We start from the raw sequence: 26,644 nt of genomic DNA on the forward strand, positions 1-26,644 counted from the left end.
AGCACTCAACAAACAGGCGCTGCTAATCGAAAACGGTCAACTTGTTGCCGATACGCTACGCCACTTAGCCGATAACGAAATCGATTCTGATTATTTTGCTATCACCTCAACGAATGAGAACGGCACTGAAATTGATCACGAGCTGGTTATCACTGATTACGCTCTACAGGCTGCCGGAACGGTAGACGAATTGGTTAGGGCGCTGGAAGCCGCAGAGAAGCGCATAGCAGAACACCGTAAGGTGCTAAACAGCCTTGCAGCTGTAGCCCGTCGCTATCTTCCTGATTATGACGAACATCCTGAAATTCAGGCCGCTGACGAATTACTTGAGAGCACCGCTGGCATTGGCGTGAAGGGGGAGTGAGATGGATAAATTAATCAAACCTACCACCAAAGGTAAACATGACGGTTCATGTGATTATCTTTGCTCGGACGATGCGCGATTCATCGTTATGCGCGGCGATTATACGGAAGCGGAAATAATTCAGGCTTCTGTGTCCCAAGATGTAATCGACTCGGATGGTGCGGCTGATTTTGCAAGTAGCGCCCGCTATTACCAGTGTTGGTACAAAGTTAGCCCAATAGGTGGGCAGGATGGCTATTCAGGCTGGCATCATCCTCGTGACACGCCGTGTCGCGGTGCATATTTCGCATCAGTTTTGCAATGGGATTGAGATGGCTAAATCAATGATGGGTTACATGGTCAGAGCGTGGAATAACGAACTCAAAGGCCGTGAGTGGAATATGGGAAACAAGAAGCGCCGAAAAGCATTTGCGCGTGAACTGGCGGCGGCAAGTCTTGAAATGGATAACGATGTTGCTGACGCGGTAGAGGCTGAATTCCGTGTGCAGGAAGAAGTTTCTGATTGGGGACGATAACAGCATGGCTAAATATATACGCGAAACACACAGAAAAGCAGAAGGACATATTTTGGATGAATTCGATGGTTTCATTCATAAGGATAACGCCTGCGCACTGCCATGACACGAGGTAATAATGGTTAAAAATACTTTTGATCCACCCGTACGCACCTCTGAGGAAAAAGCATTTACCAGAGGACGTATTACGCATGAGCTGAAAATTTATTCAGATTTTTTCTATGCCGTATGCACTGGCGTGAAGCGTGCAGAATTGCGGAAAAATGACCGGGATTATCAGGTAGGCGATATCTTGCATCTGATGGAAATACATCGCAGTAGCTGTTACTCAACTGGAGAATACATAAACGCGACTATCACACATATAGCTGATGTTAGTGAGTGGATGCCGGGCTATGTACTTCTAAGTATAAAACTGGAATGGGATGATTCTGAGGCTGTGGCATGGCTTCATGTTGATAATGGTATTGGTATTCCAGCAATCACAAGAAGTCGGAATGTTGCTGATAGTTGGTTATCGAAAGGCTGGAATATCCAGCCGCTCTACACCGACCCGACAATGACGGTAGTGCCGCCTGCAATCGAACACGATTACGAGGTGATAAAAGCCATTCTACCAACGTCAAATCCTGATGAATACGCATGCTGTATCGATGCGGATATGTGGAACGCTTGCCGCGCTGCCATGCTTAAAGGTGGTACTAAATGATGATTCTAGCCCATTTAGGTATTCTGGCTATTTATTTGTTGGGGTTTACAGGGATGTTTTTTTATTCGCTAAAGCGTGATGTGGAATGTGGTCTAGACAGAAATCCGCATGAAGCCTTTATATTTGCATTTTTTTGGCCTGCATTTGTATTATTCATTGCGCTAATCATTTTTATTGAAAAAATAATTAGGTTAGCATATGCGGCATGTGGGTACTTTCGTTCTAAATTGCGAGGTAAACATTAATAAAATGCTGAGTGATTTGCTGATTATGGTTGACCGCCGCGCTCAGGCGGTCAGTTTGCGCGAAAAAACTATCATTAACGAGCGTCATGCTGTTCGAATGCTGGAGCCAGTCCTTTCGCTTGGTGTTCGCGCAGCGAGCGTACCGGATACATGGGTTAGATATGCCGACAGATGCATTGATAATGGTCTGGCGGCATCCACTATCCGTCAGCGCATTGATTGTGTTGCTGCTGTCGTTGCCTGGGTGATTCATGCTGATATCAAATTCAAGCCAGCCGCGCCCGGTTCGCTGGGGAGAATGCTGGAGGCTATGCGAACCGCAGCAAGGGCAATTGGCAAGAGAATTAAGCGCCATCGAGCGCTAAGTAAACCTGCACGAGTAAGCATTGATGAATACACCGCTGTTGTACACGATATAGAATCACTACGCGAACCATACAGAACAGCCGCACGAATGATGTTATGTTTCGGGCTAAGGGCATCTGAAACACTCTCATTATCCAGCAACTCTCTTATATCGGGTGGCAGGCTGTTTATTCCAGACCGTTGCACAAAGACGCATGCTGACCTGCTTTTACCTATTCCAGTTAAATACATTCCACTGATAGATGAGTGGCTATCTGTAATCGGGGAATCAGAAGTGAAATATAACACACTGGTAACGACTATATCCCGCGCTGGTATAAAGTGGCGTTGTCATGATTTGCGTAAGTTGTTCCGTACTTCTGCTGCTGTTCGTGGCGAGGATTTTCTTGCAACAGAATTAATACTTAACCACGCTGTCAAAGATGTACCATCTATTTATTTACAGTCGCCACCATTCGCAGCAATGAGAAAAATATTAACTAACTCGATAGAAGAATATTTACAGGTCAGGGGGTAGGAAATGTCAATGCCAGCAATAAAAGATAATGATGTAATGTATCAAAAGAAATATCCGAGACATTGCCTGTTTAAATCACTCCAATTGCGTACAAACCTAAAAGCGAAACCTGATATTTATCGAGTGGAAATGATCAGTCGTGAAGGTGAAAAGATATTGATGGGAGGTCGCAAAACGACTCAGGAAGCAATAGCACTTTATCGGGATATAGCAACGTTGAGCGCAGCAGAAGTAGAAACGGCTTTCAGTAGCATGGTCTAAATAGCGTCAGCAGAACATACCCGGCATTCGCCGGGTTTTTTATGCCTACAAAAAACACACCTGCTAAAGTTTATGTGAATAAAGCGTTAAATCGCATTTAACAAAATACAAACACAATTAAGGTTAAAAATGTTAACAACAAAGTTAAATATGTGTTGTGTGGATAAGTTTTTACGAACCATAACACATAACAAAGTAATGTGATTAAAGTCAATTTATAGACAAAAACGACGAAAATTTATTTAGCTCAATAAAAACAATCAATTGCGAAATTTGGTTGTTTTTGATGCAGTTTATGTGCGTTTTTTGTCGTCAATACATTGTAATTTGCCAGCAACACGAAACAAAAAGATTAAGCCACAAAATACATCATATAAATCATAAGCGTACATATGTGAAGCAAACGGATATATAAGGTTGGACATTCTGAAAAATATGATGAGATTGAGCGGAGAATAGACAAAAACCACATAATCATTAATAAATGTTTCTGTCTGAAATAAAACCGGAAAAGAGAGGGTTATTTAAATTCCATATAAATCAAAATGATAGAACCGCCCAATGGGAAATCTCCATAAAAAATCCCGGGAATGTTTCTACAGTCTCATCCGACCAGATGTTTTAACATATTGACATGGAGATAATGAGTTAGTCACAAAAGCGGAAAGCTGGCATGAGGCAGGGGGCGAAAATATATTAAACCGCGCTCAGGCTTGTTTCCACCAGCACCGGACGTTATCTATCACTTTCTGACTCACAACTAGAACGGGTAAATAATTGACCGTTAAAGGATAGCGAGGCTGTTACAAATTAAATGTTCATAAATCAGCCACAACATTTAAAACAAAGCAGCAACATGAAAGCTGGCACGATAAATGTTATCCACAATAAAAATCAGCATTTTCGCCACTTCAAAGTGATATTGACCACTAACATAAATCGTGCAGGTGGCGGTTTTTGTCTTGTTTATCCACAGATTCAACCTTGCACCAAATATTGACGCATTACCGCTGGCGGCGTTTCTGTAATTAGCCTAGGCGTTGCCTTTAAATCACTTCTATATAAGGAGGTGATTTTTATGGCTTACGGGCGTCAGTTCGAGATAACTGTTAATTGCACAGATGGCGAGACGATCCACATTACGGATGTAGATGTGGATTTTTCGTCTATGCGTGACGATGAAAAAGAGCCAAACGAAGCTGACTTGACCGTGTGGGGGCTTACGCCTCAGACGCAAAATGCAATCGCTCAGGCAGGTTCAACCGTCAGCATTGCCGCTGGCTATATAGATGAAGGCATGTTCACCCTGTTTCAGGGGGAGCTAATCAGCGCCGTAACCATTAAGCCTAACGAGGTTTACGGTCTGAAAATGAAAGTTTATGAGGCGCTTATTCCATTTCGCGCCAGCGTCACATCTCGCACTTTTAAAAAGGGGCAAAACCTCAAAGAGGCTGTGTCGCTGGTTGCGTCAGATATGGGGCTGGGGTGTCAGGTCTCGAAAACTGCAGCAACATTAGTATTGCCTAAGAATGTCAGCGGCGTTGCATTATCCCGCGATGTGTTAACCAGCTTATGCAAGCCGGTTAATGCCACATGGTCACTTCAATATCAGTCGTTAGTTGTCACTGCCGGGGATTCTGTTCTCACTGGTGCTGCCGTTTTTTCACCTGAAACGGGATTACTTGGTGCTCCATTTTTAAAGATCCATTCACCAAAGCGCACCAAGAAAAAGAACCCATCAGAAAAAGACAAAATCCAGAAGAAACACGACAAAAGCATAACTACATACCAGTGGCCTCCTAAAGGCTCTCAGGTTGACTACTCAAAAGGCGCTCGCCGTCAGATGGGAGTTATTGAGGCCATTACTTGGGAGTCGCTTTTACGTGGCGGTGTTGAGATTGGCGAGCAGATAGAGCTCTCGTCGCCTTCTATGGGGGAAGGCTGGAACATCATTGTTAAAAAGATTTCCCACAGATTCAGTACGCGTGACCGTCAGGCATGGTCATCCTCATGGGAGGGCATCATTGCATGAGGACGGGAAGTCAGGTTAACGCAATTGTAGAGCAGGCGCTTAACTCAGCCATTTTTGCTCTGGAGGCTGTGATTGTATCGGTAGGTGAAGGCCGCGCAACCGTCAGGCCAACGCCAAAACGTTCGTTTGGCGACAATCCAGAGCCTGTCGATTATCCAGTGGTTGAAAATGTGCGCCTTATTACTCTTGTCTGGGATGGCGGCAAGTCTGGCATCAGCGGGCGAGTTTTGCCGGGTGATGAATGCTTATTGATAGCGCTATCCCACGGCGACGGTGACGAACCAGACCATAAAACCTTCTCAAATGCCGTTGCCCTGTGCGGCTTTTCCGACAAATCAATTCATCAGATGCCAGATAGCCCCGGCATACGCGTTTTCAGTGGTAGCGCCTTCATCGAATGGGATGACGGGAGCATTAAAGGTGATACCGGACAGGGCGCAACCTTCGCATTTACGGGCAACAAAATGACCGTTAACGCACCGGGAGGCATCGATATGACTGCCCCCATGACCACCATAAACGGAAATTTAACTATTTCCGGCGCTATCAGTCAGGGTGCTAAAGGCGGTGGTAACGCTGAATTCGGCGGCAACGTCAAAGTAACCGGGAAAAGCGAAGCGGCTGACCATATCAGCGGCGGTAAGTCAGGTAAAGACCATACCCACATTTCAAATGGCCAGGGCAAAGAGACTAACAAGCCTTCATAAGGAAACGACATGAAATTGAATGATGATGCGGCACAAATTGCGCTTTCTAACAAAGGCTTTCTGATGGCTGGTGACTACAGCACAACCATCAGCAAGGGCGAGATTATCAACATTACTGAACGTACCGGGCTGGTTGTGGATCGCGTCGAGTGTATCCCCCTGATTAATGCGCCCCTTTATATGGTCATGGCGACCTGCCGCGAATGCAAAGACCAGTTCATGCCTTTTTACAGCGATTTGCCGTTTGAATTGCCACATCAGGCAGCAATGGCGCAGATGCTGAACGATGCCGGGGAAGGTTTCGACCTTGATGACCTTTTGGATATTGAATCACTGGATGCGGCAGTAACGGTGGTACACGTTGAAAAGTGGATGCACACAGAATGAACATCACAACAACACAATATCGACACGGTATGAAAGGTTGCTTTCTTTCCACTAACAGGCCGCAGCCAGGCGAATCATTAACGCTGGTTATGCCTACGTGCAGGGGGAAAAGAATCATTCCCGTTGGTCAGGTACAACGGGTTGAATCAGTAGGTACAAGCCGATGCCTTGTGTGGGTTTCGAAACTGGCATTCGTTGAGGGGATGAATTACTGATGCTGGACATTATGCAGGACGAAAACGGGGTGATTCTTCGTAACGGTGATTTTGTGCTGGATGGTGGCATTGATGGTGTGGCACAGCAGGCAGAGATAAGAGTCGGGACAAATCGCGGTGAATGGTGGCTCGATGAAACTCAGGGTTTGCCGTGGGTGCCTGGCATTATGGCGTCACGCCTTCCAGCTCCGATTGTCTCCAATATGATTAATGCTGAGGCTAAACGCACCCCGGAAGTTAGCGACGCCAAAACCACAGCCATTAGTGATGCGAAGGGTAATTACACAATCCGCTTTGCGGTCTACATTGGCTCAGAAAGTACAGAGGTAACAAGTGGAATTAGTGAATGATGGTGGCTGGCATGGTGCCAGATTGCCGGAGCTAAGAGGCGATAAATACGAAAAGCTAAAGGGCGCATTGGGTGATGTTAACCCCGATGGCGACTCACTGGTCGGGCAAACAATAGCGATAGTTTCGGAAGATGACTTAAACATCATTGAGGCGATTGGCTGGGTATTTTCCGGCTTTTTCATTTCAATGGCAGAGGGAGCACAGTTAGATGGTCTTGGCGAGCGCTTCAACCTTCCTCGTTATGGCCTTACTCGCTCGCTGGCTTATGTTCTTTACCTCTTACAGCCGGGTCAGGTCATTAGCGCTGGTGATGAGTTTACTATCTCTGGTAGCGCTGGTGAGTGGGCGATAAACCACGAAGTAAAAGAAGACGGAAAGTCAGCCACTGGATATGTGTTAAAAGTCCGTCAGGATGCCATCACCAGCGGAAACACATTTACCATTAACATTTCTGGTAAGCCGCACTCAACACAATTTCAGACTGGTGACACGTCAGACTCGATACTCAGCCGCCTGTACACGCAAATCACAGCGGCTGAAACAGCCCTTACAACATATCAATCATCATACGGGACTCTGCTTTATGCCGCTGATGGCAGAACAATTATTCCGTTTTCCTTTGCTGATGATGTGTTTGAAATTGTCCGGGCTGGTATGCCTGCAACCGCTTACTACCAAAGCAATACCGAGTTTCCAGCAGTATTGTTTGGCTACGTTGCAAACAATGACATTCTGGTACTGGCAAACGGTGTTAAAGGTTTTCTCATTGAAGATGATGAGTCCTATCGCGAGCGTATACAGGCGGCAGCGGCAGCAGGTCGAATTAACATTAGCGCATCGCGCCCCGGCGTTAAAAATGCAGTATTAGCCGTCAACGGTGTCTCTTATGCTTCTGTTGAGGTTAATCGGGGAATTAACACGAATGCTGAGGGAATACCCGGTAAATCAATTCAGGTTTTTGTAGCTGGCGGTGATGATACTGAAATAGCTCAGGCTATTTATGATGCCGCCGCCGCTGAATGTGGTTTTCATGGTGATGTATCGGCAACGGCGACCGATGGAGAGATAACGGAAACGGTTTATTTCAGCCGCCAGAGCTTTCAACTTGTTTATGTCAGTGTGTCAGGCGATATATGGGATAAAGAAACAACGGGCAGGCCAGCGGATTATATCAGCGTGGCTAAAAACACCGTAACGGCCTATTTTTCACAGCTTACACCGGGGAAAGATGTATTTGCTGGTCAAATATATGCCCGTTTGTTAACAGCATTTTCAACGCTGACGGACGTAACAGTAAAAATCGGCATTATATCCCCGCCAACAGATAATCATGTTTCTGTAGGCAGCGGCATTATTGCGGTCACTGACTCAACATCGGTAACGGTGGTTTGATGGAACCTGTAATCAAAAGCCCTGAGCAGTTAGCAAAAGAGCGCCTGACGTCAAAAGTACGCCATCAGCGAAATATAGACCTAATAGCAGGGCTAAAATCCGGCAACAGCAGCATGGTTGCAGCCATTGAATACATGAAAAAAGGTTTTTCTCTGGCAGATTCAACGGGAACGCTTTTAGACGCATGGGGGGAGCAATACAGCATTCAGCGAGAAGGGCGCGACGATGATGATTATCGTAATGCGCTGCAACAAGCCAGAGGCGAACAGAGCGTTTCCACACAATCAAGGCCATCAGTGGGCGCATACATGCAGCAGGTATACAAACTTGTCTGGCTACCACTAAATCGGGTTGGGCTAAGCACTGGCGCAATAGGTGCGGCCTTTAATCGTGTGCCTCTGCGTACTGTGTTTGTGCAGTGTGGTGGTATGGCTCCTGATATTGAGCTCTCTGATTCTCTTGTATCTGCCACGTTCGGCGGGGATATCTACAGCGCTGCAACACCACCAAATGTGAATCTTACTCATCATGCGCCAATGTTTCCCGGCAATGCTTTTCCTTGCTTATGGGCTGGCATCCGATACGAGAAAACACAAAAAACGATCCGGGCAACTGAATCGCAGGGCGTCAGAGTCAGAGCTATTAAATCGCTGTTAACCCGGATTGAGGGTACTGCGACGGTAAACGGCGGCGAGCTAATTACGCCATTCAGTACACTGGTAACAGTCAAACAAATGAAGGTGAAAAATGGATAGCTGGGCGGAAACAGATAAAACCTATAAAGGGCAAGGGGGAACCGATATCCCCAATAAGCAGGAGCCATCACAAGAATTGCAGGCTACCGGCTTTGCTCCAACGTATTTTGATGAAAACGGTAATCTGGTGTTTGGGGATGGTGTATCCGCACAAACAATGAATTTCATTCTCAATGACCTGTACAAAAAATATCGTGATTTATTAGCCAGGGTAAATGCGTGATGAATAGCTTTGCGACTATAAGCCGCATCTATCCTTTTCGCGGTTCGAAATATGCCAGCGTCAAACAACCATCACCTGTAAAGCAGGCTGATGGTTTCAGACCGTGTTACATCAGCCTGTCAGGGGAACCGATTCAGGGCGATGCCGTTGATTTTGCGGAATTAAATTACATCTTTAATGACCTGTACGCCAAAGCCGCGCACATAGACCAGCTTCTTACAGCTAAGGGGAAATAATGGCATTAACACCGGAAGAACTGGTGGCAATCTCCGACCTTGAACGGGCGGCAATTGACGATTCCAGCGTTGTACCTGACTGGCTTATGCCAGCAGAGATACGCGGCAGCAGTGCGCCAATAAACTGTATACCGTACCCACAGCACACCATAGATGTGTTTGGCGGGCTTCTTGCTGGTTCATGGTCGTTAAAGTTTCAGAATCCATTACAGCGCGTTGTGTGCGATTTGGAGATATACCACGGCGAAAACGCCCCGTTATCATCACCACCAGATTTATCAGCACTACAGCTTACGGTTTCAGGCTTCGATAAAGCGGTTATCTTCTGCCCCGCAAAAACGGCAACGGATACCGCCCCGGCTAACTATCTCAATCTTGGCGTGACGGGCATCGCTGCAAAGTACAAGCTGGGCGGTAAGCGTCGGTTTCTGGAACAATCCGGGCTGGTGGTCATCCCGTTAACGATGATTTTGCTGTCCACGCAGCCCCTTACAAGTCAGGAAACAAGCCGCACATTGTCAATTACGCTTAAGCGGAAGAATGAAAGCCAGATGAACACAGCGCCGCTAATCAGCGGCATGGTCTACAGCAACCCATTACCATCAGCGCGAGATATTGCTCAGGCATCGTGACCGCTGAGAAATAAAAAAGTCATTCCGGCGATTTGTGCCAACATATCCCCGATTTGTTAATAACATTTCGGGGATTTGTTTTTTATGAAAGTAACAACACGCAAAAAACCAGCATTCCGCGACTTTTACGAAAATGGCACGTTCACACGCATAGTGGCGACCAAAACGGACAAGGGGAAATGGCGGTTATTCGGTCTGCATCGTTCTGTGGATGCGGCAATATTTGTGGAAGCGGCAAGGGGAGGTATCCGGGAATGGTCAGGGTTAAACCACCTGGGCGATTTCTGCGACTCGATAGGGATAACGCTATGGGAAGTGCATCACAAAGGGGCAAAAAAAGAACAGGCCGCATAGTGCGGCCTTTATGGTTTATTCCGGTTTTTCAGGCCAGTTAATCGCGATGTATGATTCTTTGTCAGTTACATTACTAAAATCAAGGCGGCGTAGTGCGGTGCGATATGCGCGTAGCGCCGTTAGTTCAGCTTCTTCCTTATCGGTGATGTCGCCATCTTCCTGTGCAGCCGACAGCCAGTTAATGCGCGCTGTTGCTTCATTCATGCGGCTGTTACGCTCGGCCTCGGAGTTAGCCAGATAGTCACGGATTTGCTGCAATTTCCCGTCTTTATAAAACCAGTCATCACCCAGCGTGACGCCAAGATTAGCTTTTGAAGCCGGAAGTTCTACAACGCTCAAATTGACCGGGAAAAAAGCATGAATATTAGTTGTGAATGTTCTTACGCGCCCATCATCGTCATAGCCAATTTTAAATGTGGTGGATTCGTCAAATAGTTCTCTGACGTCATACCAGTCATTACCTTTTTCATCATGTAAAAACATGACGCTTTCACCGTCTATAGACCTTGGTCTTTCCGTTGTCTCAGGAGTGTAAGGAGTGAATTTTCCAAAGCTCTGCATGTTTATTTCCTGTTGAATTAATTAAGTACATACCAGACGTTATTCACGAGTCTCCGCATGTAGCGAATGATAAAATTACCAACGTTAGTGGTACCACCAACCATATTAAAGTTGTACATGGCCGCACCATCTGTTGCTCGCGGATATCCTTGTCCGTCCCGAAATGCAACCTCAGCAGGTGCGGTAAGGTCTATACTCTGTACGAAGTTTTGCAATACCCAGCTTTGTGTTGCATACACAGACAGCATGTCCGTTGTCGCAAGAAATATCCCTGAATTATCATCATGAAGCATAAATGGCTTTGACTTGTCATTCTGATAAACACCGATCTGAGTGATGTACTGACGCCCTGGTTTTAATGAAAGAGCGGCTGAAACATCAGATTTCGTCGGGAAATTATTTAATGTCCAGGTCGTCAGATCATTTCTGATTTGTGAACCAAGATGTTCCAGGAACAAACTCAGCCAGTTAGGACCATTTCCCGTGCTCCATTTGTCACCATAGACATCACCGTTTTTATACAGATTAGCGCTACCTGCATACACAGATTCACTGGCCGCGATAATCCCTAGTTTTGTGCTGATATAAGCCCGAATAGCAAGGTCCTCAGCGTTCTGAAAACCAATACCATTCCATGACTTAATATTCAGGTTGTTACCGTTAAAACCTGCCCCATCAACGTCACCTGTAGCCATGCCGCCAGTACCATCCCCAACAGAGACAGTAGTAGTACCACGCATATTGGGAGCAGAGATATCCCCCGTAAAGGCAGCACCTTCCAGCATCGCAACGTGACGCCATGAGGTAATGCCTGCGCCTGTGCCGTGACCAAACAATACGTTATTGCCACTGATTGCCAGTACATCCACAACAGAGGCCGGACTCACCACCTCAGTAAGCGTGATAATTTGCCAGTAACTAATTTGGTCTGGTGCGTCTGGGGCTTGGTGTGCTCGCATGAACTGAAAGCCTGTTGCAGCACGAGCCCCAATAGAGGATTTGTCAACAGAATCATTAATGTAAGTTCCAGCGCTCTTTATAACTTTAAACCATGCGTTGTTAGAAATTAGGTATTGATTACCATCATCACTTAAAAATTGAGGTGTCGAACCTGCTGATACAATGATGAGCGATCCGGGTTTAGATTCGGGGGCAGTGGTATTCCCAGCTGCGACGGGGAAAATTCCAGGCTCAGTATGAGCAAGTAGATTAGTGGAAACTGGAAGCGACGTTTTTTGCATCAACGCGGCATAATTATTTTCAGACATAAGCACCTCAATAATTTAAGTCAGATGCGATTATCTCTACATCGCGAGATGCAGGTACATGAAGGTGTTGAGCGGTAACTCCGCCAGATTAGCACTGGCGGCGCTGTCAGGCATTCAGGCTATCATTTCAAGGCAAAGACTATATAAATGCTCCTGAGAGCCATTGAGAGCCTCAAATGCACTTTTGCCGCCACAATTACCATCTGCATGAACGGGAACCAGCCAGGAATAAATAGCGCGTACTACTGGTGGTGCTGCATATTGATGATGGTGATTGCACAGTGGTAACACAAAAGCATGAGCGCCGGTAATCGTTCGTCCGTTGATATGGTGCAAACTGACAACTTCATTAATCACGCCATGCACATAACACGCAATGCAGGGTAGCGCCCCGATTTTATCCATCAATGACCGTTCAGCGGCGCGGGGTGTTCGTCCCTTTAATCCGCGATTAAACGGTTTATTTTTTGCCCGTTCAATATGGCGGGATTGTCGTTCCCGCTGTTTTTCATACTGAGCCTGACGCCATTCAGGATTAGCCTGTTTTTCGCGCTGGCGTTCAATGGCGCGTTGTTGGTACGTGCGTTGACGCTCAAAGTTACGTTGTAACTTTTCTTCTATAGTTTTCATGTTGAACACCCCGTAAATCAGTACGGTAAATCTGATTCGGGGATATATACGGGCAACTCTGTGTTTAGCCCGTCGCATTCAACATGCAAAATAAGAGTGTCTATATAGCTGGCTGTGTGCGTGTCGCAGCGTTTCGCTATTTCATGGAGTTGTTGCAGTTTGATATCTGTATCACTGTTACCCGCTGCAATTTCACGCGCTATATCGGCTTTTTGTTGCATTTCGTCGGGTGCTTCAATTTGCGGCTCAGGTTGTGCCAGCAGGGAGGGAAGCGCATCAAAATTTACATTCCCGGCAAGCAACGCATTGGAGTAAAACACCTTGCAGGCATTGAGCCAGTTGCGGCGAGCGTAGCGCGTGTCATTGCGTTCGGCTTTGATATCCAGCCCCATAGCGATATCAGCGCCTAAAAGACGCTCTGCGATTTCCGCTATCTCATCATCATGACCAGCCCCAACAGCAGAAATAAAGGCTTCTTCTTCCGGGGTGGTTGGTCGTCTGTCAGGTACAAAAGAAGGTGATGTAGCAGCGCTGACCATATCGCGGGTATCAACAACACTGTTAGCATCAGCGGCAGAAACAGCCCATGACGTGAGTGATTCAGCAATCGCCATAGCCACATCAGCAGTAACATGTTTCCCGGTTTTATCGTCTACCAGTTCATCACCATCAACACGATAGCCGCTGTAGAAATCCTGCCAGAATGTATCTGTCAGGCCAAAACGGGCGACGGTATCACGCGCTATGCCTTCATCGTCCATAATGCGATCTGCGCCGCTAATAAAATCCTCTGCCAGTTCAGACGGTGTACGCAGAAACGGGTTACGGGCTTTAGCCTGTGCGATTGCAGCACTACCGGAAAACTCACCAGATGCAACGAGCACATTGAGGATGGATTCTGGTTTTGTTCGGGCGCTGGTGGTCGGCTTCCACTTGCGGCTACTGTTCAGTGCGCGAGCCTTCCGGCGTTCACGTTTAGAATCAGCCTGGTCGATATCGTCATCACCGTCAGTAATATCCAGAGCCTGACGCAGACCATAGCGGCGAAAATAGCTAAACGACGCGCCCACGCGCTGGCATTCGTCCAGGCGTTTATCTTCTTTGATGTAGGCGGGGAGACGGAAAGAAACTTCTGTACCGGTTGGGATATGGATAAAAGTTGTCACCATATCTAAAGGCAGTTCATCGCCTTTCTCAAACTCCTGTTTGAGCATCAGGCCATGCTGGTAAATAGGCTCGCGTAATAAGTCCAGCAGTTGCGCCAGCGAAGCAAACGTAAAATCCAGCGTTTCGTTGTAGTTGTCGCGTTGCGGGTTTTTCAGTTCGCGCACCATGTGCGCCAGCGCTTCTTGAGCGTTTGCGTACTGTTTGCCGGGGGCTACATAGACTTCTGGCGCGGTAGGGGCTGGCATTTCCGCTTTTTCGACTTCGTTTGAGTCGTTACGATGAACGGGCATCATAGCGGCACTGGCATAGCCAGCAGCTTTCAGGGCGGCGAGGGTGTGTGCCAGCAGTTCGGCGGCATCGGGGATAGTGAGTAATGTACTCATAGTTGTTGCTCCTGTTTATGAGACTGAAGCCCACTTTTGAGATGGGCGGGGTGGAGCTCAAAACCGTAAACAGTCGGCGGACTTATTCACAGACGGAGAGGCCTGCTATTCGTCGCACTCCACCCCATAATTCAGCACTCATGTAGCATGAAGCTACCAGAGCATAAATTCCGGGTACAAAAAAATCACGCTAACGGGGTGATTTACCGCTGTTTACAAAGGTGTTTTGAGCACCTGTATAGATCTTATTTCAACTACAAATTAGAATCAAGCGAGAATTGTAGCCACAACGGGTATCTACTTGAAAACGCCAAGCTATGCCGTCATCAAAGTTAATTCAAAGGGTGAAGCCAGAATAACAAAGCAACTGGAACAGCAGATAAAAGCAACATCGGAAACATTGAATCATCGTTGGCGTAGCGAGCGAAAAAATGCTCGTTTGGCAGGGGTAAAATATTTCCGGCTTAGGTGCATTTCAACTGATAGCAATGTCTGGTGGGTGAATCCTTCACACGTTGCTCTTGAAGGAATTGCATTCCATATAAACGAAATGTTTAGTTGTCGGTGTTGCTTTCCTGAATGGTTGTTTTCTGAGGATGAAGTAGCTAAAGCAAAGGATGAAATTGAGAGGCGCAAAGCAACTGTTTAATTGGTAAGTAATTTGTTGTTATAATCCAGCCCGGTGCTTGAGGCTATCTGTCTCATGTTACCGTGCGGCAGATAGATAAAAGCCCCAAAGGTAATTTTTCAATTAACCAATGAGGCTCCTAATCTTGACTTCGCAATCAGATTATAGCCTCCCCAACGCTAAGGAGGCAACTTTGTTTTACAAAGGAGTTTTTTTGTTCATCGCGATTTATATCGCGGCGCTACTGGCATATACCGCTCTAAACCGGACGCTTTGCGAAGCGTCAATAGGACAGGGAGGTGTGCAAGTGGCGGCAAAGTTTGCCTACGAAGCTAAGGAGAGTCGCTAAATCAGGGCGGGGGTAACACCCCGCCTTTCTGACTGCGATCCACAGCCTGAGCACCTTTAAACGCCGCTCCTTCGGGGGCGGCTTTTCTTTATCTGCTGTTACCTCTCGCACTACCTTTTGTCTTATCTCATCAAAAAACCATAATGGCATCTGCCACGGACAGGTAGCGAACTGCCTGTTTAACTGACTTTTAGCCATTGCCTTAATCTTTGTGATGTTGAGCCATTCCGCCCCCGGAGTGGCTTTTTTTTATTTGTACTACACGCCAGCGGTAACGCTGTTTTTGATCCTTCATTTTCCTCGCTACGCTGCAAGCCTCACAAAGGGGGCGTTGTGACCATAAAAATAAGTAAACGAGATGATGTGTTTGCAAAGCTGGTAGCCAGTGAGCGGGAAGCGCCTGGATTCAGCTATGCAAAATCTCGCAACAGAGAATACAAAGGTTTCAATGATGATTATCAGGCTGAAAAGTTGCTTAAAGACAACGAGATACAACAGGCCGTTAGCGTTTATCGAAAGCACATCATTGCTAAAGATATTGTTGGAAGACAGGAGGCATTGATTGACCTTTCAGCCCGTTTTCGTGCGCCGGACTCAACAGCGGTAATGCTGGAGTTACAGGCACTGGAGAAGTTGCGCCTTGAACCGGAAGTGTTCCGTAGCCGTCTGGCGGCAATCGACACCAGAGCCATAAAAAATATCAAACGCACAAAGCATGGCTGGCAGGTTGAGGGGTTGGACAAGTCGAACCTCGCAGCGCGAATCCTCACGCTGGCGGGAGTTGACCTCAGCAAGCCAATTTCAGACGAGGGCAAGAGAGCCGCCCGCGATTTGCTGGCTGATATTTATAAGGAAATGGCAACAGATGACGAATGATATTGAACGGCGTGATGAATGGCTATGTGCTTCAAAAAAAGAGGCTAACTGGATGCGCATAATGCACCGCCTGACAACTAAACCCCATCGAGTAAAAAATCTGCGCGGTGGGCGCGGTTCTGGCAAGTCATGGATGGTGGCAGAGGCATTGATACAATTGGCAGTGAGATATGACCTGCGTTTTCTCTGTCTGCGCCGTGTGCAAAAGTCTATCGACGCATCAGCGCACCAATTGCTTTGCGACACCATACGCCGCCTCGGTTATGAATCAGATTTCACCGTTACTAACAACAGCATCAAGGCCAAATCAGGTGCACAATTCCGCTTTTTAGGCTTTCAGTCAAACCTTGACTCTATTAAGTCTATCGAGGGTGTGGACATTTGCTGGGTGGAGGAAGCGCATGCAATTTCACCGGAAGCATGGGAAGCGCTAACACCTACCATGCGCCGTCCGGGTGCAGAGCTATGGATTACCTTTAACCCTGCATACGCATGGGATGAAACCTACGTTCGTTTTGTCTTAAATGCGGGTGAACAATGGTTCGTTGAAGAGGTTAACTGGTATCACAATCCGCACTTTGGCGAGACGCTGGATAAAGAGCGCCTGCATTGCCTCAAACATTATCCAGACCGCTACGACAATATCTGGAATGGTGTTCCTGTCAGTGATTTACCCGGTTCCGTAGTCAATCGCGGCAACCTCGAAAGGCTCATTGTAAAACCCGATTCAGATTTGGCGAAAGCCTGTCGGACTGGCGTTAAAACAGCGGTGCTCGATGTTGCAGATGATGGTGATGATGATTCGGTATTGTCATTCTTTGACGGGCGTTTTTTGTACCGTATGGAACGATTACAGGCTCGTGACACTGTTCAGTTAGCGCAGCAGGCGTTAAAGCTGGCGACAGAAGAAGGTTGTTCCGTACTGATTTATGACTCTGTAGGCGTTGGTTCTGGTGTTAAAGGCGAACTAAACAAGTATGAAGACTCTGACATTGAGTTTCGTAAGTTTGTGGCTCAGGGCGAGGTATTGCGCAAAAAATCCCGCTATCGCGGCGGGAGATCCAACGAAGATACTTTCCACAATCTGCGTGCTCAGGCGTGGTGGGCTTATCGCGATGTAGTTAATGACACTGTGCGTTGGCTTGATGGTGGTATTAAGCCGCAAGATGGGATTTTTGCCATCTCAAACAACATTCCACGCCGCTATCTCGACCGCATCCTTTCTGATTCTACTGGCGTCATGTGGGAAACCACACCAGACGACAAAATTCTTATTGAATCGAAGAAAAAAGTTAAAAAACGGTTGGGCGTGTCCACTGACTACGCCGACGCCATATTCCCGCATCTGGTACGCATGAAATCAGGAATTATCGAATGACGAACAAAACCAGCTTAATACCCACTGAGGGGATTTTAACAAAAGAGGGCTTACAGCCTGCCAGCTATAACATTGACAGCTACGTGACCATGATGGAAAGCGTGTCGCATGGTGTTAAGGGTGCTGCCGGGATGGGCTCACCAACGGCAAACCGAATGAAGGCCAGAGCCGCAGAGGGCAAAATTCCGCTGGTAGCGGCTCTGGCTGGCGAAACATCCGGGATAGGCTGGCGCATCATCAGCGAACCGGTTGCTGCAGCGATGCTTAACGGGTTCGATATCATCACCGATAGACCGGAAGATGATAAAAAAATAAAGCAACTGTTTGATGATATGCGTATCTGGCAAAGCGTCGAACGCGCCACTGTGCTTAAACGTCATCAGGGCTGGTCGGTACTGGTCATGGGGGATGATTGGGTTAGAAGCCACGGCGCAAACTGGATTACACCGTCAAATGACTGGTTTTCTGATTATAACGATCCGCTTTTCGGTCTGCCGGAAGGCTGGCGTATTCAGCTTAAAAGCCCGATTGGTGGCGAAGTCTTTATTGAGCAAGATGATTCACTCCTGTTTGGCGATCCAGAATACCAGCCGATTTACGGTAGTGCTGGCGTCGAATTTGGCGAGCCGGTTCTCTGCAAACCTTATGCATCGTTACAACGTCTTGGCCTGTCTCATGAGTTAATCATCAGTATTTTGTCGCTGTCAGTACAGGATATTTATAAAAAAGATGAACTTGCAGAAGATTTAAAGTCGGCGAAGGGCGAAGCTATGGCGGCGCGTCGTCTGGCTGGCATCGCAGCTACCAGGCATTTAAATGACATGGTGGCAATTGATAAAGATGAAGAAATTACCCGCTTACAGTCCAGTATGACGGGAACCGCTGACCTTGTTGATATGGCTATCAAGCTGGTGTGCGCTGAAACAGGTTTCCCGGTATCAATGCTGGCTGAACGGCGGTCAGGACTATCTAACAGCGATACCAGCGCTGATGCGCAATGGCAAAACCTTGTTTCTCACATCACCACCAATGACATTATCCCGGCACTTAAAAAGCTGACGTTGCGTTATTTGGGCGTAAAAGCTGACTTTATTCCTAACAAATCTCAGGGGCAGATTGACCGCGAGGTAGACAGGGACAAGAAGGTAGCGGAAACGGCGCAGATTTATTACGGCATGAGAGCCATCACCAGCGAAGAAGCCAGGGCAACAGCGAAGGAAACCGCCGCCGTAACACTCCTGACTGAGGCAGCACCAGCAACAGGCACTATTGATGACCAGAATGACAAGGATTTGAACCAGAACGATACCGAAACCAGCAATAGTGAGGCCAATAATGCCGAAAAGTGAACCACGTTATGACGCTGGTTATCCACTGGCTATAGAACTGGTTTACGCGCAAAAGCTGGGTGATAACACCCGGCTTTTTTGTAAATGGGTTCGCGAAGCCTGTTTAAAGACTTACCGGGCAATCGGTAAATCCGGCGCACTTCTTAATACTGATGCGGCTGATGGTAAAGATGTATCCGTTGATGATGTGCTGGGAGATTTTATCGCCGCTGCAACGGTTAAAAAAGTGCGCGTTTACATCAAGCAGCGAGCGGGTAAAAACTATTCCCGCATGACGCGAGAGCAACAAGAAAGGCTTATACGGTCTGTAACTCAGGAGCTATTGCCTGATGCGTCCATTTTCCTAAAAGCAATACCAGCGTTATTAAAAGACGGGGAGTTTGGCGCGGTTCCGGCGTATATCGTCAGTGAAGTCAGAAGGCAGGCAGGTATAAATCTGGCTAAAGACTTCGCAAGAATAACAAACACTAAGCCTGATACCTATATTCGCATCATTAACCGCACCGCCGATGAAATACAGAGCGCTATCGTAAACGGGAATTTTGGTTTTACCGATGAATACTGGCAGAGCTATTATCAGCGTTTCCGCGTTGATGGCGTAAGCCTGATTGACCTGAAAAAAGGCTTGCCAGCCACACCAGACACGGCGGGGGCAATCTCCGAACAGGTAGCAAAATTATCTGAATCGCTACGCACAACCAGTGTTATCCCGTCACTGCCAGCGATGAATACCACCACCACGCAACTTGCCGATTCTGCTCTGGATGATTTCAGACTCATCATTAAAGCCGCCGCAAATGTTGACCTTGCGCCGGGTATAACAATTCCGCATGAGAGCATGGCAGACCTGATAGCGGTCGATATTTATGACGGCGATAAAAAGCTATTGCAGCAAACCGCAGACTGGTTAGCCGAAAGTATGGGACGCATGGAGAATGTTTCTGATGAAGCACTTCAACGCGGGATTAACACAGTACAGCAGGGATTACGCGAGGGGCGCGGCGTCGATTACATCGCTAATAAACTGGCTGATGAGATGGAGATACCTTTCCGGCGAGCCCGTAACGTTGCCCGTAATGAGATTGGCAATCAGGCATGGAATCTGGAGGAAGCAAACGCCCGTCTGGGCGGCATGAACATATACCGCTGGCGGGGGATGTTAGACGAGCGCGAGCGAAAGTTGCATTTTGTGCGGGAAGGAGAGGCCTACACGCTGACCAGACCGCCCCGCGATGGACATGCAGGGCAACCGAACGGTTGCCGCTGTTATCCCGAATGGCAGTTCTCTGCGTCAGATGTTGAAAAAGCGGAGAAAGAAATTGCAGCAAGAAACACAGGTTAACGTTGATGCAATAAAACAATGGGAGATAACCCCGGAAGGTTATCTCCAGATTGATATCCCTATAGCCCGTCCGGGCGTACTGGTTTATGACCGCAATCGCGGTGATGCATTCACGGCAAAAGAGTACCGCTCAGCCGATGAATTGTTTAACCAGGACTCAATGAATACCTTAATCGGCAAGCCTGTTACGGTGTCACATCCTCGTAATGGTCTGGTGACGTCAAAAAATTACCGGGCTGTCAGTGCTGGTGTGGTTACTGCCGTAATGCGTCAGGGCGATGAATTGGTAGCCCGCGCTCTGGTTCAGGATGAGAGATCCATTCGCCTGATTCAGCAGGACAAAAGATTACGAGGGGCGTCGGCTGGCTACCAGTGTGACGAAAAGCCCAAACAAACGGGACGAGCCCCTGACGGGCAAGAGTTTGACACGGTGCAGAAGGGTATTAACTACAACCACCTGAGCATAGTGCGCAACCCACGGGTAAAGACAGCAACATTCAATCTGGACGGTGAACCGATGGAATTAGAAGAAGCGTTAGCCAAAATCGAACAACTGGAAGCGGATAAAAAAACGCTCACCAGCGACCTTAGCACGGCGCGTGGCGACTTGCTCAAAGCAAACAACCGCCTGGTAAATATGGATTCAGCCAGCAACGAAGCCTACGAGCGCGGCGTTACTGACGGTCGTCAGGAACATCAGCTTAAAGAAACGGCTAAACGACTGAACATCAATACCGACAGCCTGGGCGATATCAGTCTCGTTAAGCAGGCCATCATCCGTAAGGCAAATCCAGAAGTAAACATGGATAGCTGGAGCGATGAACAGGTTGATGTTGCGTTATCAATGGCGCTGGTGGCTTGCGGCAAAAAGTTTGAGCAAAAGCCGCGTAATCCACGCATCAACAACGATGAATCAGGTGCAGGCAAAAGCAATGATGCGCACAGTGATTATCAGTCCCGCATGTTTGGCAAAAAAGAGGCCGTAAAATAATGCAGACCACAATTAAAAGTGATTTTGATGCGGGATTGCCCGGTGATTTAGCTGTCCTGCCGTCTTTTCGTTCCTCTGCTCGCGTATCTTCCCGCCGCGCTGGTGGTGAAGTCGCGCCCGGTGATGCAGTAAAACTCACGTCAGGTAACGATTCGACCTGTGTTGCATTACCTGATGGTGGTGATGTTACTGATGCCATCGGCATTGCGGTTACTGCACATTCCAACATGCCAGCCATGCCGGGATTTGGCAGTAACACCCGTATCGGCGTTGTCACTATCAATTGCCCGATTGGTATCGTTGAAAATGGTCCGATCCGCGTAGCGGTAAAATCGGGTGAATCCCCGAAAGTGGGTGATTTGGCAATCCCGAAAGGCCGAAACGTCACTACCGGCTATATGGAATGGGGTGTTGCCAATTCTGGCGATAAAAGTCGCTTTCGCTTCGAATCAAACACTCAGCGCGGCGGTACAGCAATTGTGATGGTTGTCGATGGTGAATTGCTGAGTGTGGGTTTTCCACATGAAACGCCTGTAACGGGTGTATCAGTTTCACCTAAAACCGCATCAAAGGCGGCTGGTGGTACTCAACAGCTAACCCCAACCGTTACGCCATCGGGCGCAACAAATAAAGCGGTCACTTATCAGACCAGTAATGCAAATATCGCAACTGTAGACGCAAATGGCCTTGTCACTGTTAAAGCAGGGGCTACAACCGGGCAGACCGCGACAATTACAGTACGAACTGAAGACGGTGGTTTCACTGATACCGCTGTAATTACTGTTAGCTAACAGGGAACCTCCGAAATATGAATGAGAACTATTTAGCCACGTTAATGGCGCAGCTTTTTACCGAAGCTCAGGTAACTGGCGTAATGCAGGGAGTTAACACCGACGAGCAAGGGCTAATTTTTGCCCGCGACCTGATTTCCATGTCTAAGGATGTTTACATGGAAGAAATGCCCGCCCCCGTAGCGTTAACCATGTTCCAGCAGGAGCAAGGGATTAACGAAGGGGCGAAGTGGGCGGGGTATCGCATGTACTCGGCACAAGGTATGGCAAAAATCATGGCGGCATTCGGTACTGATATGCCGATGATGAGCGCTAAAGGCCGGGAATACTTCGCGCTGATGTACGATATTGGCCTCGGCTATGGCTATACCTATAGCGACGTTATGGCAGCGGCAATGTCAGGTACGCCGCTTGATAACATGCTGGCGCTGAATACCCGCGAAGCGCATGAGCGCACAGTTTCTAATCTGTTGTGGCGTGGCAATAAGGAATACCAGATTATCGGCTTTATCGAACATCCGAATATTCCTCTGGTAGCAGTAGCCGGTGCATGGGCGACGGCTGACGGTGATAAAATTTGCGATGATGTTTCAGCGATTATCGCTGCAGTGAACACCACCAAAATCTACGAAGTAAATGAGTTCCATATGCCGTCCAAGGCATGGGCGCGAATTCAGGGGCTACGCCTTAGCGGTACACTCGGCACAGTCCTGTCCTTCCTGCGAACTTCTTACCCGGAAGTGACTTTCCGCAAAAACTCCGATCTGGATGATGACGGTATTTGTATTGCGCTGGCGAATAACCGCCGCCACTTTGCACAGGCTACCCCGGTATTGTTCCGTCAGTTGCCAGTGCAACGTAGTGGGCTTGACCTGTCTATTCCGTGCCTGTCGCGCTCCGCTGGCGTAATCGTCCGTGCGCCGCTGGCTGCTGCTAAATCTTCTAAGGTGGTTTAAGTCATGACTGAGAAAGGGAAAAAGTTTCTAACCAACACCACACAAGCGCCGATTCATATCGGTGCAAAAAACAGTGAAGGGACTGTTATCACTATATCCATTGCGCCACTTGAGGCGGTAGCGGTTGACGGCGCGACACTGGCTATTGGAGGTGTTAAGCAGTTTCTTGATGAAGGTTGGTTAAAAGAAGTTTCAGCCGCAGACGCCGAAAAGCTCAATAAAGAGCACGATGGCGTAGTTGAATCCGACGACGAGTAGGGGCACAGCATGACGGTAAACGATTGGCTTGCCATTCTGCTACCGGGGTTATCACTTGATGAGGGCGCTATTAGCGCCCTTTCTTCTCAATGTGAGCGGCTCTACGACCTTCGAGCCGCAGCAGATTACGGTTATGACGTAGAGCGCCTCAAAGCGCTGTATGTTGCCGCTAATCTCGCCCCGATAGCTGTTGAGGGAATAAGCGCCAGTGTTCGCGGGGTAGCAAGCCGCCGTGAAGGGAAAGTAGCGATGACCTTTACTGAGTCAGCACAAAAGGCGGGCTGGCAGGGTACAACGTGGGGTGAGGAATTCTCAGACGCTATAGGCTCATTGTCTGGTGGTTGTATTCTCATCGGTCATGCCGATTAGCAGAATATTATCCTGATAAATGCGATTGGCCAGACTTGGCGCCCACAGTGAAAAATTGGTTAAAGCGCACTTTCGCAGATGAATATTCCAGATTTTAAAAAATGAATTCGGAGTTTGATCTATGCGTGGTGGTGCAACGTTAGATACAAAGGGTTTTGACCGGGTTTTATGCCAGCGAATCAAGGGATTAGCGGGCGTAAAACTTACTGTTGGTATTCACCGGGGAAAAACCAATAACGGCGTTGATGTGGCGCTTTATGGAGCATGGAATAACTTTGGTACTAAAAACGCGATGGGTTGGGAATTAATACCCGAACGTCCGTTTATGAGATTTGCATCAGACCGCATAGCCGACTGGATGAGGTCAAACGAGTACAGAGATATTTTACGTGACGTAGCGCTTGGAAGAATAACACCTCAGCAAGCTATAGCCAGAATCGGCGCTAAAGCCGTGTCGATTACCCGCAAGACTATAGCTGACTCCGCACTATACAAACCAAACTCAGATATCACCATCGCCCGGAAAGGGAGCACTAAACCGCTGATACACAGCGGGGTACTCATTCAGACCGTAAATTACAGGGCTTTTTCATGAGACGATTAATCCAATACTGGCAACCACTCCCCATTGAAATTGTGGGCGGCATGGTTCGCCAGGCATATTCAGAACAGAAAACAGCATTCCTCAGTATGCAACCAGTAGACGGCGGTAGCTCATTTAAGACGTATCTTGCGTCTCGTAAGCCTCAAGACCATATGGAAGCTATAGGGGAAGCCGATTTAGCAGTAACCGAGGAAGGCGAACATAACGGCGCTATCGTGCATTGTGCTGGCAAATATTATGAGGTGGTACAACGTCAGGAATGGCAGAACGGCGTCATTAGCCACTACGAATATTTGTTATTTGGCATGAAAGAAAAAGACGCATTAGCGCTGGTGGAATAATGAGTATCTATACGGTTAAATTAATGACCGTTTCGGGGGAGGTCGATTATTCAGATTACCATGCTGAGAAAGCGACTTTTAACGACAACGGAAACAGCAAGGATATTTTATTCATTCCATATAACGGGCGAGATCCATCTTTCATTACTTCGGTTATTCTGGATGATAGTGACGGCAACAACATTACCATTCCGGCAAATTTCCGTCTTGATGTGGGAAATGTCGTTAAGTTTCCCAAAGGGACGTTAAAAGAGACTGACGCTCAGGCTACACCATTGATATTAAGTGGCGCACCTTATCTTGCAATGGTTCGGCTTCGCCAGGCATTTCTTGAGCTAACAGGCGATAAACCACTATACGCACAGCAAAAGCTACCAGAACCTAAAGACCCGTTTACCGCCATTCATTTACTTTCGTCAGCGCGTGAGCCGCAGCCATTCGCCAAAACGTGGGACGGTGACTACAGGGTGTATCACTATAACTGTGCCGCTCAAGTTATTGCGATTCGCTCATCTGACGACGCTCAGGCATATCTCGAAAACTTTCTTTATGAGGTCGATTCAACTGAGGGGGAATTCTGGCAGTTTGATAACAACTGTTCTATTGACCGCTCAGGCGATTTCGAGAATAGCTCACCTCTAATTGATAACCTCGTTTATCAGCAAATGGCACAGGTGACATTAACCCTGCAATTTGTTTTCCAGCACTACAAAAAAGAGCGCTGGATTGATAGCGCAACGGTGAAAGCGAACGAGGTTACGTTCCATATCAAGGGTGCATAAATGGCGAATTTAAGCAGGCTTTTTAGTGTGAAAATTGGACGGCAAACAACAGCCGCCCAATATGGCGTTTTCGGTGTGGGGATTATCCTTGCGCCGGGCGCGGCGTTTTTTGGTTTGAAGTATTCGACCTATGAAAGCGCAAAAGTAGAAAATTTCAAAGACCTGTACCGGGTTTACACCAGTGCTGATGATGCGATTTCTGACGGCATGAGTGGTGATAACCTGCTGGCGGTTCAGGCTTATTTTTCGCAGAGTCCATCACCAGACACACTCGTTGTAGGAGATTTTTCCGCAGCCTACAGCAAGACCATGATTAAATTGACTGATGTTCCGGTTGTTGGTGCGCCATCGGGCACAAAAGCGACCATTGGTTATGTAAAGGGCGATGAATATCGTTATGCGAAATTTAACGGCACAGCATGGTCAGGAAGCACAGGAGTAACGACTGATATCGTTGCTGATTCAGGCGCGGCAGGTCAGTTTCTTGTCGATGGGCGCATTGTTTATCTGGAAGGTGCGGAAGTCGTTCACAAATCATCTGTTGTACTGTCGGCAGCAGTCAGCCAGGCAATTGCAGCCATAAAGAACCAGTACAATAAGTTCTTCATGCTCATGACCCCATCCCGCGACCTTTCAATTCAGAAAGTGATTGCTGACTGGACTGAATCGCAGATTGATAAAATGGCTGTATTTATTGATGACTATTCATCGCCAACATGGGCGACGGACAACATCACCAAATATATCTGCGAAAAAAATATCGCAGGTTCGTTCGCCGTATCCACCAAACGGGAAAAGAACTTCCTTGATGCTGCTCTGGCTGGTCGCTGTCTGGTTATGCAACCGGGCTCAGAAACATGGGCGCTTAAGACGCTTAATGCCGTACAAGCCGATGACTTTACCGAAACCGATTACCAGAAAATCAAGGCATTCAACGGTAACACGTTTGAGGATTACGGTTCCGGCATCACGGTAACTTATCCGGGTACATGTGGTGACGGTGAGTCTATTGAGGTTGTGCGCTTTGCTTACTGGCAGGCTGACCGCATGCAAAAAGACCTCGCAACGCTCTTTGTGAACCGTAACAAAGTTGGTCACGACATGCCGGGGTATGAAGTCGTTTGTAACAAAATGGAAAGCTCGCTTAAAGCAGGTCAGACTGCTGGAGGTATTCTGGAAAACTTTACCGATGAAAACGGTGATTATGTCCGTGGATATGAGGTTATCCGTCCAACAATGGCAGAAGTCAGCGCGACCCAGCGCATCAAAGGCGACCTGACCGTTAAATTCAGATTCTATCTTCGCTACGCCATCAAGCATGTAGATGCTGTTGGTTCCGCACTGACCTACGGGATTTAAT

At 47.6% G+C, this 26,644-nt stretch carries 32 protein-coding genes and 4 pseudogenes; 32 read left to right on the forward strand and 4 right to left on the reverse strand.

Annotated features, from left to right (window positions below):
* Position 1: 1 nt before the first annotated feature.
* The 18 genes and pseudogenes from OGY01_RS23775 to OGY01_RS07690 form a co-directional block, all read left to right on the forward strand.
* Positions 2–233: pseudogene (locus OGY01_RS23775) on the forward strand (ead/Ea22-like family protein); the annotation flags it as partial.
* 132 nt (positions 234–365) lie between these two features.
* A complete protein-coding gene (locus OGY01_RS07615; protein WP_149335238.1) occupies positions 366–674 on the forward strand; it encodes a hypothetical protein in 309 nt (102 codons plus the stop codon).
* 1 nt (position 675) lies between these two features.
* Positions 676–879, forward strand: a complete 204-nt coding sequence (locus OGY01_RS07620) for a hypothetical protein (RefSeq protein WP_048216328.1) — start codon at positions 676–678, stop codon at positions 877–879.
* Between the two features lie 118 nt (positions 880–997).
* Positions 998–1,279: pseudogene (locus OGY01_RS07625) on the forward strand (DUF3850 domain-containing protein); the annotation flags it as partial.
* Positions 1,280–1,306: 27 nt separating this feature from the next.
* Positions 1,307–1,459: pseudogene (locus OGY01_RS23780) on the forward strand (DUF551 domain-containing protein); the annotation flags it as partial.
* A 125-nt stretch (positions 1,460–1,584) separates the two neighbouring features.
* A complete protein-coding gene (locus OGY01_RS07630; RefSeq protein ID WP_286492771.1) occupies positions 1,585–1,833 on the forward strand; it encodes a hypothetical protein in 249 nt (82 codons plus the stop codon).
* Between the two features lie 4 nt (positions 1,834–1,837).
* Positions 1,838–2,716 carry a site-specific integrase gene (locus tag OGY01_RS07635; RefSeq protein ID WP_286492772.1) on the forward strand — a complete coding sequence of 293 codons (879 nt, stop codon included), beginning with the start codon at positions 1,838–1,840 and terminating at the stop codon, positions 2,714–2,716.
* Positions 2,717–2,719: 3 nt separating this feature from the next.
* Positions 2,720–2,977, forward strand: coding sequence for a hypothetical protein (locus tag OGY01_RS07640; protein WP_286492773.1), 258 nt, complete (start codon positions 2,720–2,722; stop codon positions 2,975–2,977).
* A gap of 1,078 nt (positions 2,978–4,055) precedes the next feature.
* Positions 4,056–5,009 (forward strand): hypothetical protein, encoded by a 954-nt coding sequence (locus OGY01_RS07645; protein ID WP_286492774.1) that lies wholly within the window; start codon positions 4,056–4,058, stop codon positions 5,007–5,009.
* Positions 5,006–5,716, forward strand: a complete 711-nt coding sequence (locus OGY01_RS07650) for a phage baseplate protein (RefSeq protein ID WP_181552884.1) — start codon at positions 5,006–5,008, stop codon at positions 5,714–5,716. Before OGY01_RS07645 ends, OGY01_RS07650 begins: the two co-directional genes overlap by 4 nt.
* A 9-nt stretch (positions 5,717–5,725) precedes the next feature.
* Complete coding sequence (locus OGY01_RS07655; protein ID WP_181502513.1) at positions 5,726–6,103, forward strand: hypothetical protein; 378 nt, start codon at positions 5,726–5,728, stop codon at positions 6,101–6,103.
* Between the two features lie 214 nt (positions 6,104–6,317).
* Positions 6,318–6,668, forward strand: coding sequence for a contractile injection system sheath initiator (locus tag OGY01_RS07660; protein ID WP_286492776.1), 351 nt, complete (start codon positions 6,318–6,320; stop codon positions 6,666–6,668).
* Positions 6,652–8,061: a baseplate J/gp47 family protein gene (locus tag OGY01_RS07665; RefSeq protein ID WP_286492777.1), complete on the forward strand. Its 1,410-nt coding sequence runs from the start codon at positions 6,652–6,654 to the stop codon at positions 8,059–8,061. The genes OGY01_RS07660 and OGY01_RS07665 overlap by 17 nt, the downstream gene beginning before the upstream one ends.
* A complete protein-coding gene (locus OGY01_RS07670) occupies positions 8,061–8,816 on the forward strand; it encodes a hypothetical protein (protein WP_181552887.1) in 756 nt (251 codons plus the stop codon). The genes OGY01_RS07665 and OGY01_RS07670 overlap by 1 nt, the downstream gene beginning before the upstream one ends.
* Positions 8,809–9,039: a hypothetical protein gene (locus OGY01_RS07675; RefSeq protein WP_008324324.1), complete on the forward strand. Its 231-nt coding sequence runs from the start codon at positions 8,809–8,811 to the stop codon at positions 9,037–9,039. Before OGY01_RS07670 ends, OGY01_RS07675 begins: the two co-directional genes overlap by 8 nt.
* A complete protein-coding gene (locus tag OGY01_RS07680; protein WP_181553260.1) occupies positions 9,039–9,275 on the forward strand; it encodes a hypothetical protein in 237 nt (78 codons plus the stop codon). Before OGY01_RS07675 ends, OGY01_RS07680 begins: the two co-directional genes overlap by 1 nt.
* Positions 9,275–9,907 (forward strand): hypothetical protein, encoded by a 633-nt coding sequence (locus tag OGY01_RS07685; protein WP_181552888.1) that lies wholly within the window; start codon positions 9,275–9,277, stop codon positions 9,905–9,907. The genes OGY01_RS07680 and OGY01_RS07685 overlap by 1 nt, the downstream gene beginning before the upstream one ends.
* An 84-nt stretch (positions 9,908–9,991) precedes the next feature.
* Positions 9,992–10,261 (forward strand): hypothetical protein, encoded by a 270-nt coding sequence (locus OGY01_RS07690; protein ID WP_057064842.1) that lies wholly within the window; start codon positions 9,992–9,994, stop codon positions 10,259–10,261.
* Between the two features lie 15 nt (positions 10,262–10,276).
* Here OGY01_RS07690 and OGY01_RS07695 read toward each other — a convergent pair whose 3' ends face one another.
* The 4 genes and pseudogenes from OGY01_RS07695 to OGY01_RS07710 all read right to left on the reverse strand — a co-directional run bounded on the left by OGY01_RS07695 (position 10,277) and on the right by OGY01_RS07710 (position 14,270).
* Positions 10,277–10,744, reverse strand: coding sequence for a tail fiber assembly protein (locus tag OGY01_RS07695; RefSeq protein ID WP_286492778.1), 468 nt, complete (start codon positions 10,742–10,744; stop codon positions 10,277–10,279).
* 311 nt (positions 10,745–11,055) lie between these two features.
* Positions 11,056–11,178: pseudogene (locus OGY01_RS23785) on the reverse strand (hypothetical protein); the annotation flags it as partial.
* Between the two features lie 1,026 nt (positions 11,179–12,204).
* On the reverse strand, positions 12,205–12,720 hold the full coding sequence (locus OGY01_RS07705; RefSeq protein ID WP_238795248.1) for a Ref family recombination enhancement nuclease: 516 nt from the start codon (positions 12,718–12,720) through the stop codon (positions 12,205–12,207).
* Between the two features lie 17 nt (positions 12,721–12,737).
* Positions 12,738–14,270: an ERF family protein gene (locus OGY01_RS07710; protein WP_181552891.1), complete on the reverse strand. Its 1,533-nt coding sequence runs from the start codon at positions 14,268–14,270 to the stop codon at positions 12,738–12,740.
* 301 nt (positions 14,271–14,571) lie between these two features.
* Here OGY01_RS07710 and OGY01_RS07715 point away from each other — a divergent pair, with 301 nt between their 5' ends.
* The 14 genes from OGY01_RS07715 to OGY01_RS07780 all read left to right on the forward strand — a co-directional run bounded on the left by OGY01_RS07715 (position 14,572) and on the right by OGY01_RS07780 (position 26,643).
* The gene (locus OGY01_RS07715) at positions 14,572–14,919 is read left to right on the forward strand and encodes a hypothetical protein (RefSeq protein WP_238795235.1); all 348 of its coding nucleotides are present in this window, start codon (positions 14,572–14,574) and stop codon (positions 14,917–14,919) included.
* A 661-nt stretch (positions 14,920–15,580) separates the two neighbouring features.
* On the forward strand, positions 15,581–16,123 hold the full coding sequence (locus OGY01_RS07720; RefSeq protein ID WP_142879428.1) for a hypothetical protein: 543 nt from the start codon (positions 15,581–15,583) through the stop codon (positions 16,121–16,123).
* Complete coding sequence (locus tag OGY01_RS07725) at positions 16,113–17,501, forward strand: PBSX family phage terminase large subunit (protein WP_238795234.1); 1,389 nt, start codon at positions 16,113–16,115, stop codon at positions 17,499–17,501. Before OGY01_RS07720 ends, OGY01_RS07725 begins: the two co-directional genes overlap by 11 nt.
* Entirely contained in the window at positions 17,498–18,850 is a 1,353-nt protein-coding gene (locus tag OGY01_RS07730) for an anti-CBASS protein Acb1 family protein (RefSeq protein WP_238795233.1), read from the forward strand. Before OGY01_RS07725 ends, OGY01_RS07730 begins: the two co-directional genes overlap by 4 nt.
* Entirely contained in the window at positions 18,837–20,192 is a 1,356-nt protein-coding gene (locus OGY01_RS07735; RefSeq protein ID WP_238795232.1) for a phage minor head protein, read from the forward strand. The genes OGY01_RS07730 and OGY01_RS07735 overlap by 14 nt, the downstream gene beginning before the upstream one ends.
* Positions 20,170–21,183: a DUF2213 domain-containing protein gene (locus OGY01_RS07740; protein ID WP_238795231.1), complete on the forward strand. Its 1,014-nt coding sequence runs from the start codon at positions 20,170–20,172 to the stop codon at positions 21,181–21,183. Before OGY01_RS07735 ends, OGY01_RS07740 begins: the two co-directional genes overlap by 23 nt.
* Positions 21,183–21,974, forward strand: a complete 792-nt coding sequence (locus OGY01_RS07745) for an Ig-like domain-containing protein (RefSeq protein WP_181552897.1) — start codon at positions 21,183–21,185, stop codon at positions 21,972–21,974. Before OGY01_RS07740 ends, OGY01_RS07745 begins: the two co-directional genes overlap by 1 nt.
* A gap of 17 nt (positions 21,975–21,991) precedes the next feature.
* The gene (locus tag OGY01_RS07750) at positions 21,992–22,930 is read left to right on the forward strand and encodes a major capsid family protein (protein ID WP_286492779.1); all 939 of its coding nucleotides are present in this window, start codon (positions 21,992–21,994) and stop codon (positions 22,928–22,930) included.
* A 3-nt stretch (positions 22,931–22,933) separates the two neighbouring features.
* Positions 22,934–23,188: a hypothetical protein gene (locus OGY01_RS07755; protein ID WP_062958122.1), complete on the forward strand. Its 255-nt coding sequence runs from the start codon at positions 22,934–22,936 to the stop codon at positions 23,186–23,188.
* A gap of 9 nt (positions 23,189–23,197) precedes the next feature.
* A complete protein-coding gene (locus OGY01_RS07760) occupies positions 23,198–23,557 on the forward strand; it encodes a DUF4054 domain-containing protein (protein ID WP_071687678.1) in 360 nt (119 codons plus the stop codon).
* Between the two features lie 121 nt (positions 23,558–23,678).
* Complete coding sequence (locus tag OGY01_RS07765; protein WP_181552899.1) at positions 23,679–24,152, forward strand: hypothetical protein; 474 nt, start codon at positions 23,679–23,681, stop codon at positions 24,150–24,152.
* On the forward strand, positions 24,149–24,502 hold the full coding sequence (locus tag OGY01_RS07770; RefSeq protein WP_057063258.1) for a hypothetical protein: 354 nt from the start codon (positions 24,149–24,151) through the stop codon (positions 24,500–24,502). Before OGY01_RS07765 ends, OGY01_RS07770 begins: the two co-directional genes overlap by 4 nt.
* On the forward strand, positions 24,502–25,284 hold the full coding sequence (locus OGY01_RS07775) for a phage neck terminator protein (RefSeq protein ID WP_238795229.1): 783 nt from the start codon (positions 24,502–24,504) through the stop codon (positions 25,282–25,284). The genes OGY01_RS07770 and OGY01_RS07775 overlap by 1 nt, the downstream gene beginning before the upstream one ends.
* On the forward strand, positions 25,285–26,643 hold the full coding sequence (locus tag OGY01_RS07780) for a DUF3383 family protein (protein WP_286492781.1): 1,359 nt from the start codon (positions 25,285–25,287) through the stop codon (positions 26,641–26,643).
* Position 26,644: the final 1 nt, after the last annotated feature.

It is taken from the genome of Citrobacter sp. Cm038 (genome assembly GCF_030333105.1).
GTDB lineage: Bacteria > Pseudomonadota > Gammaproteobacteria > Enterobacterales > Enterobacteriaceae > Citrobacter > Citrobacter murliniae.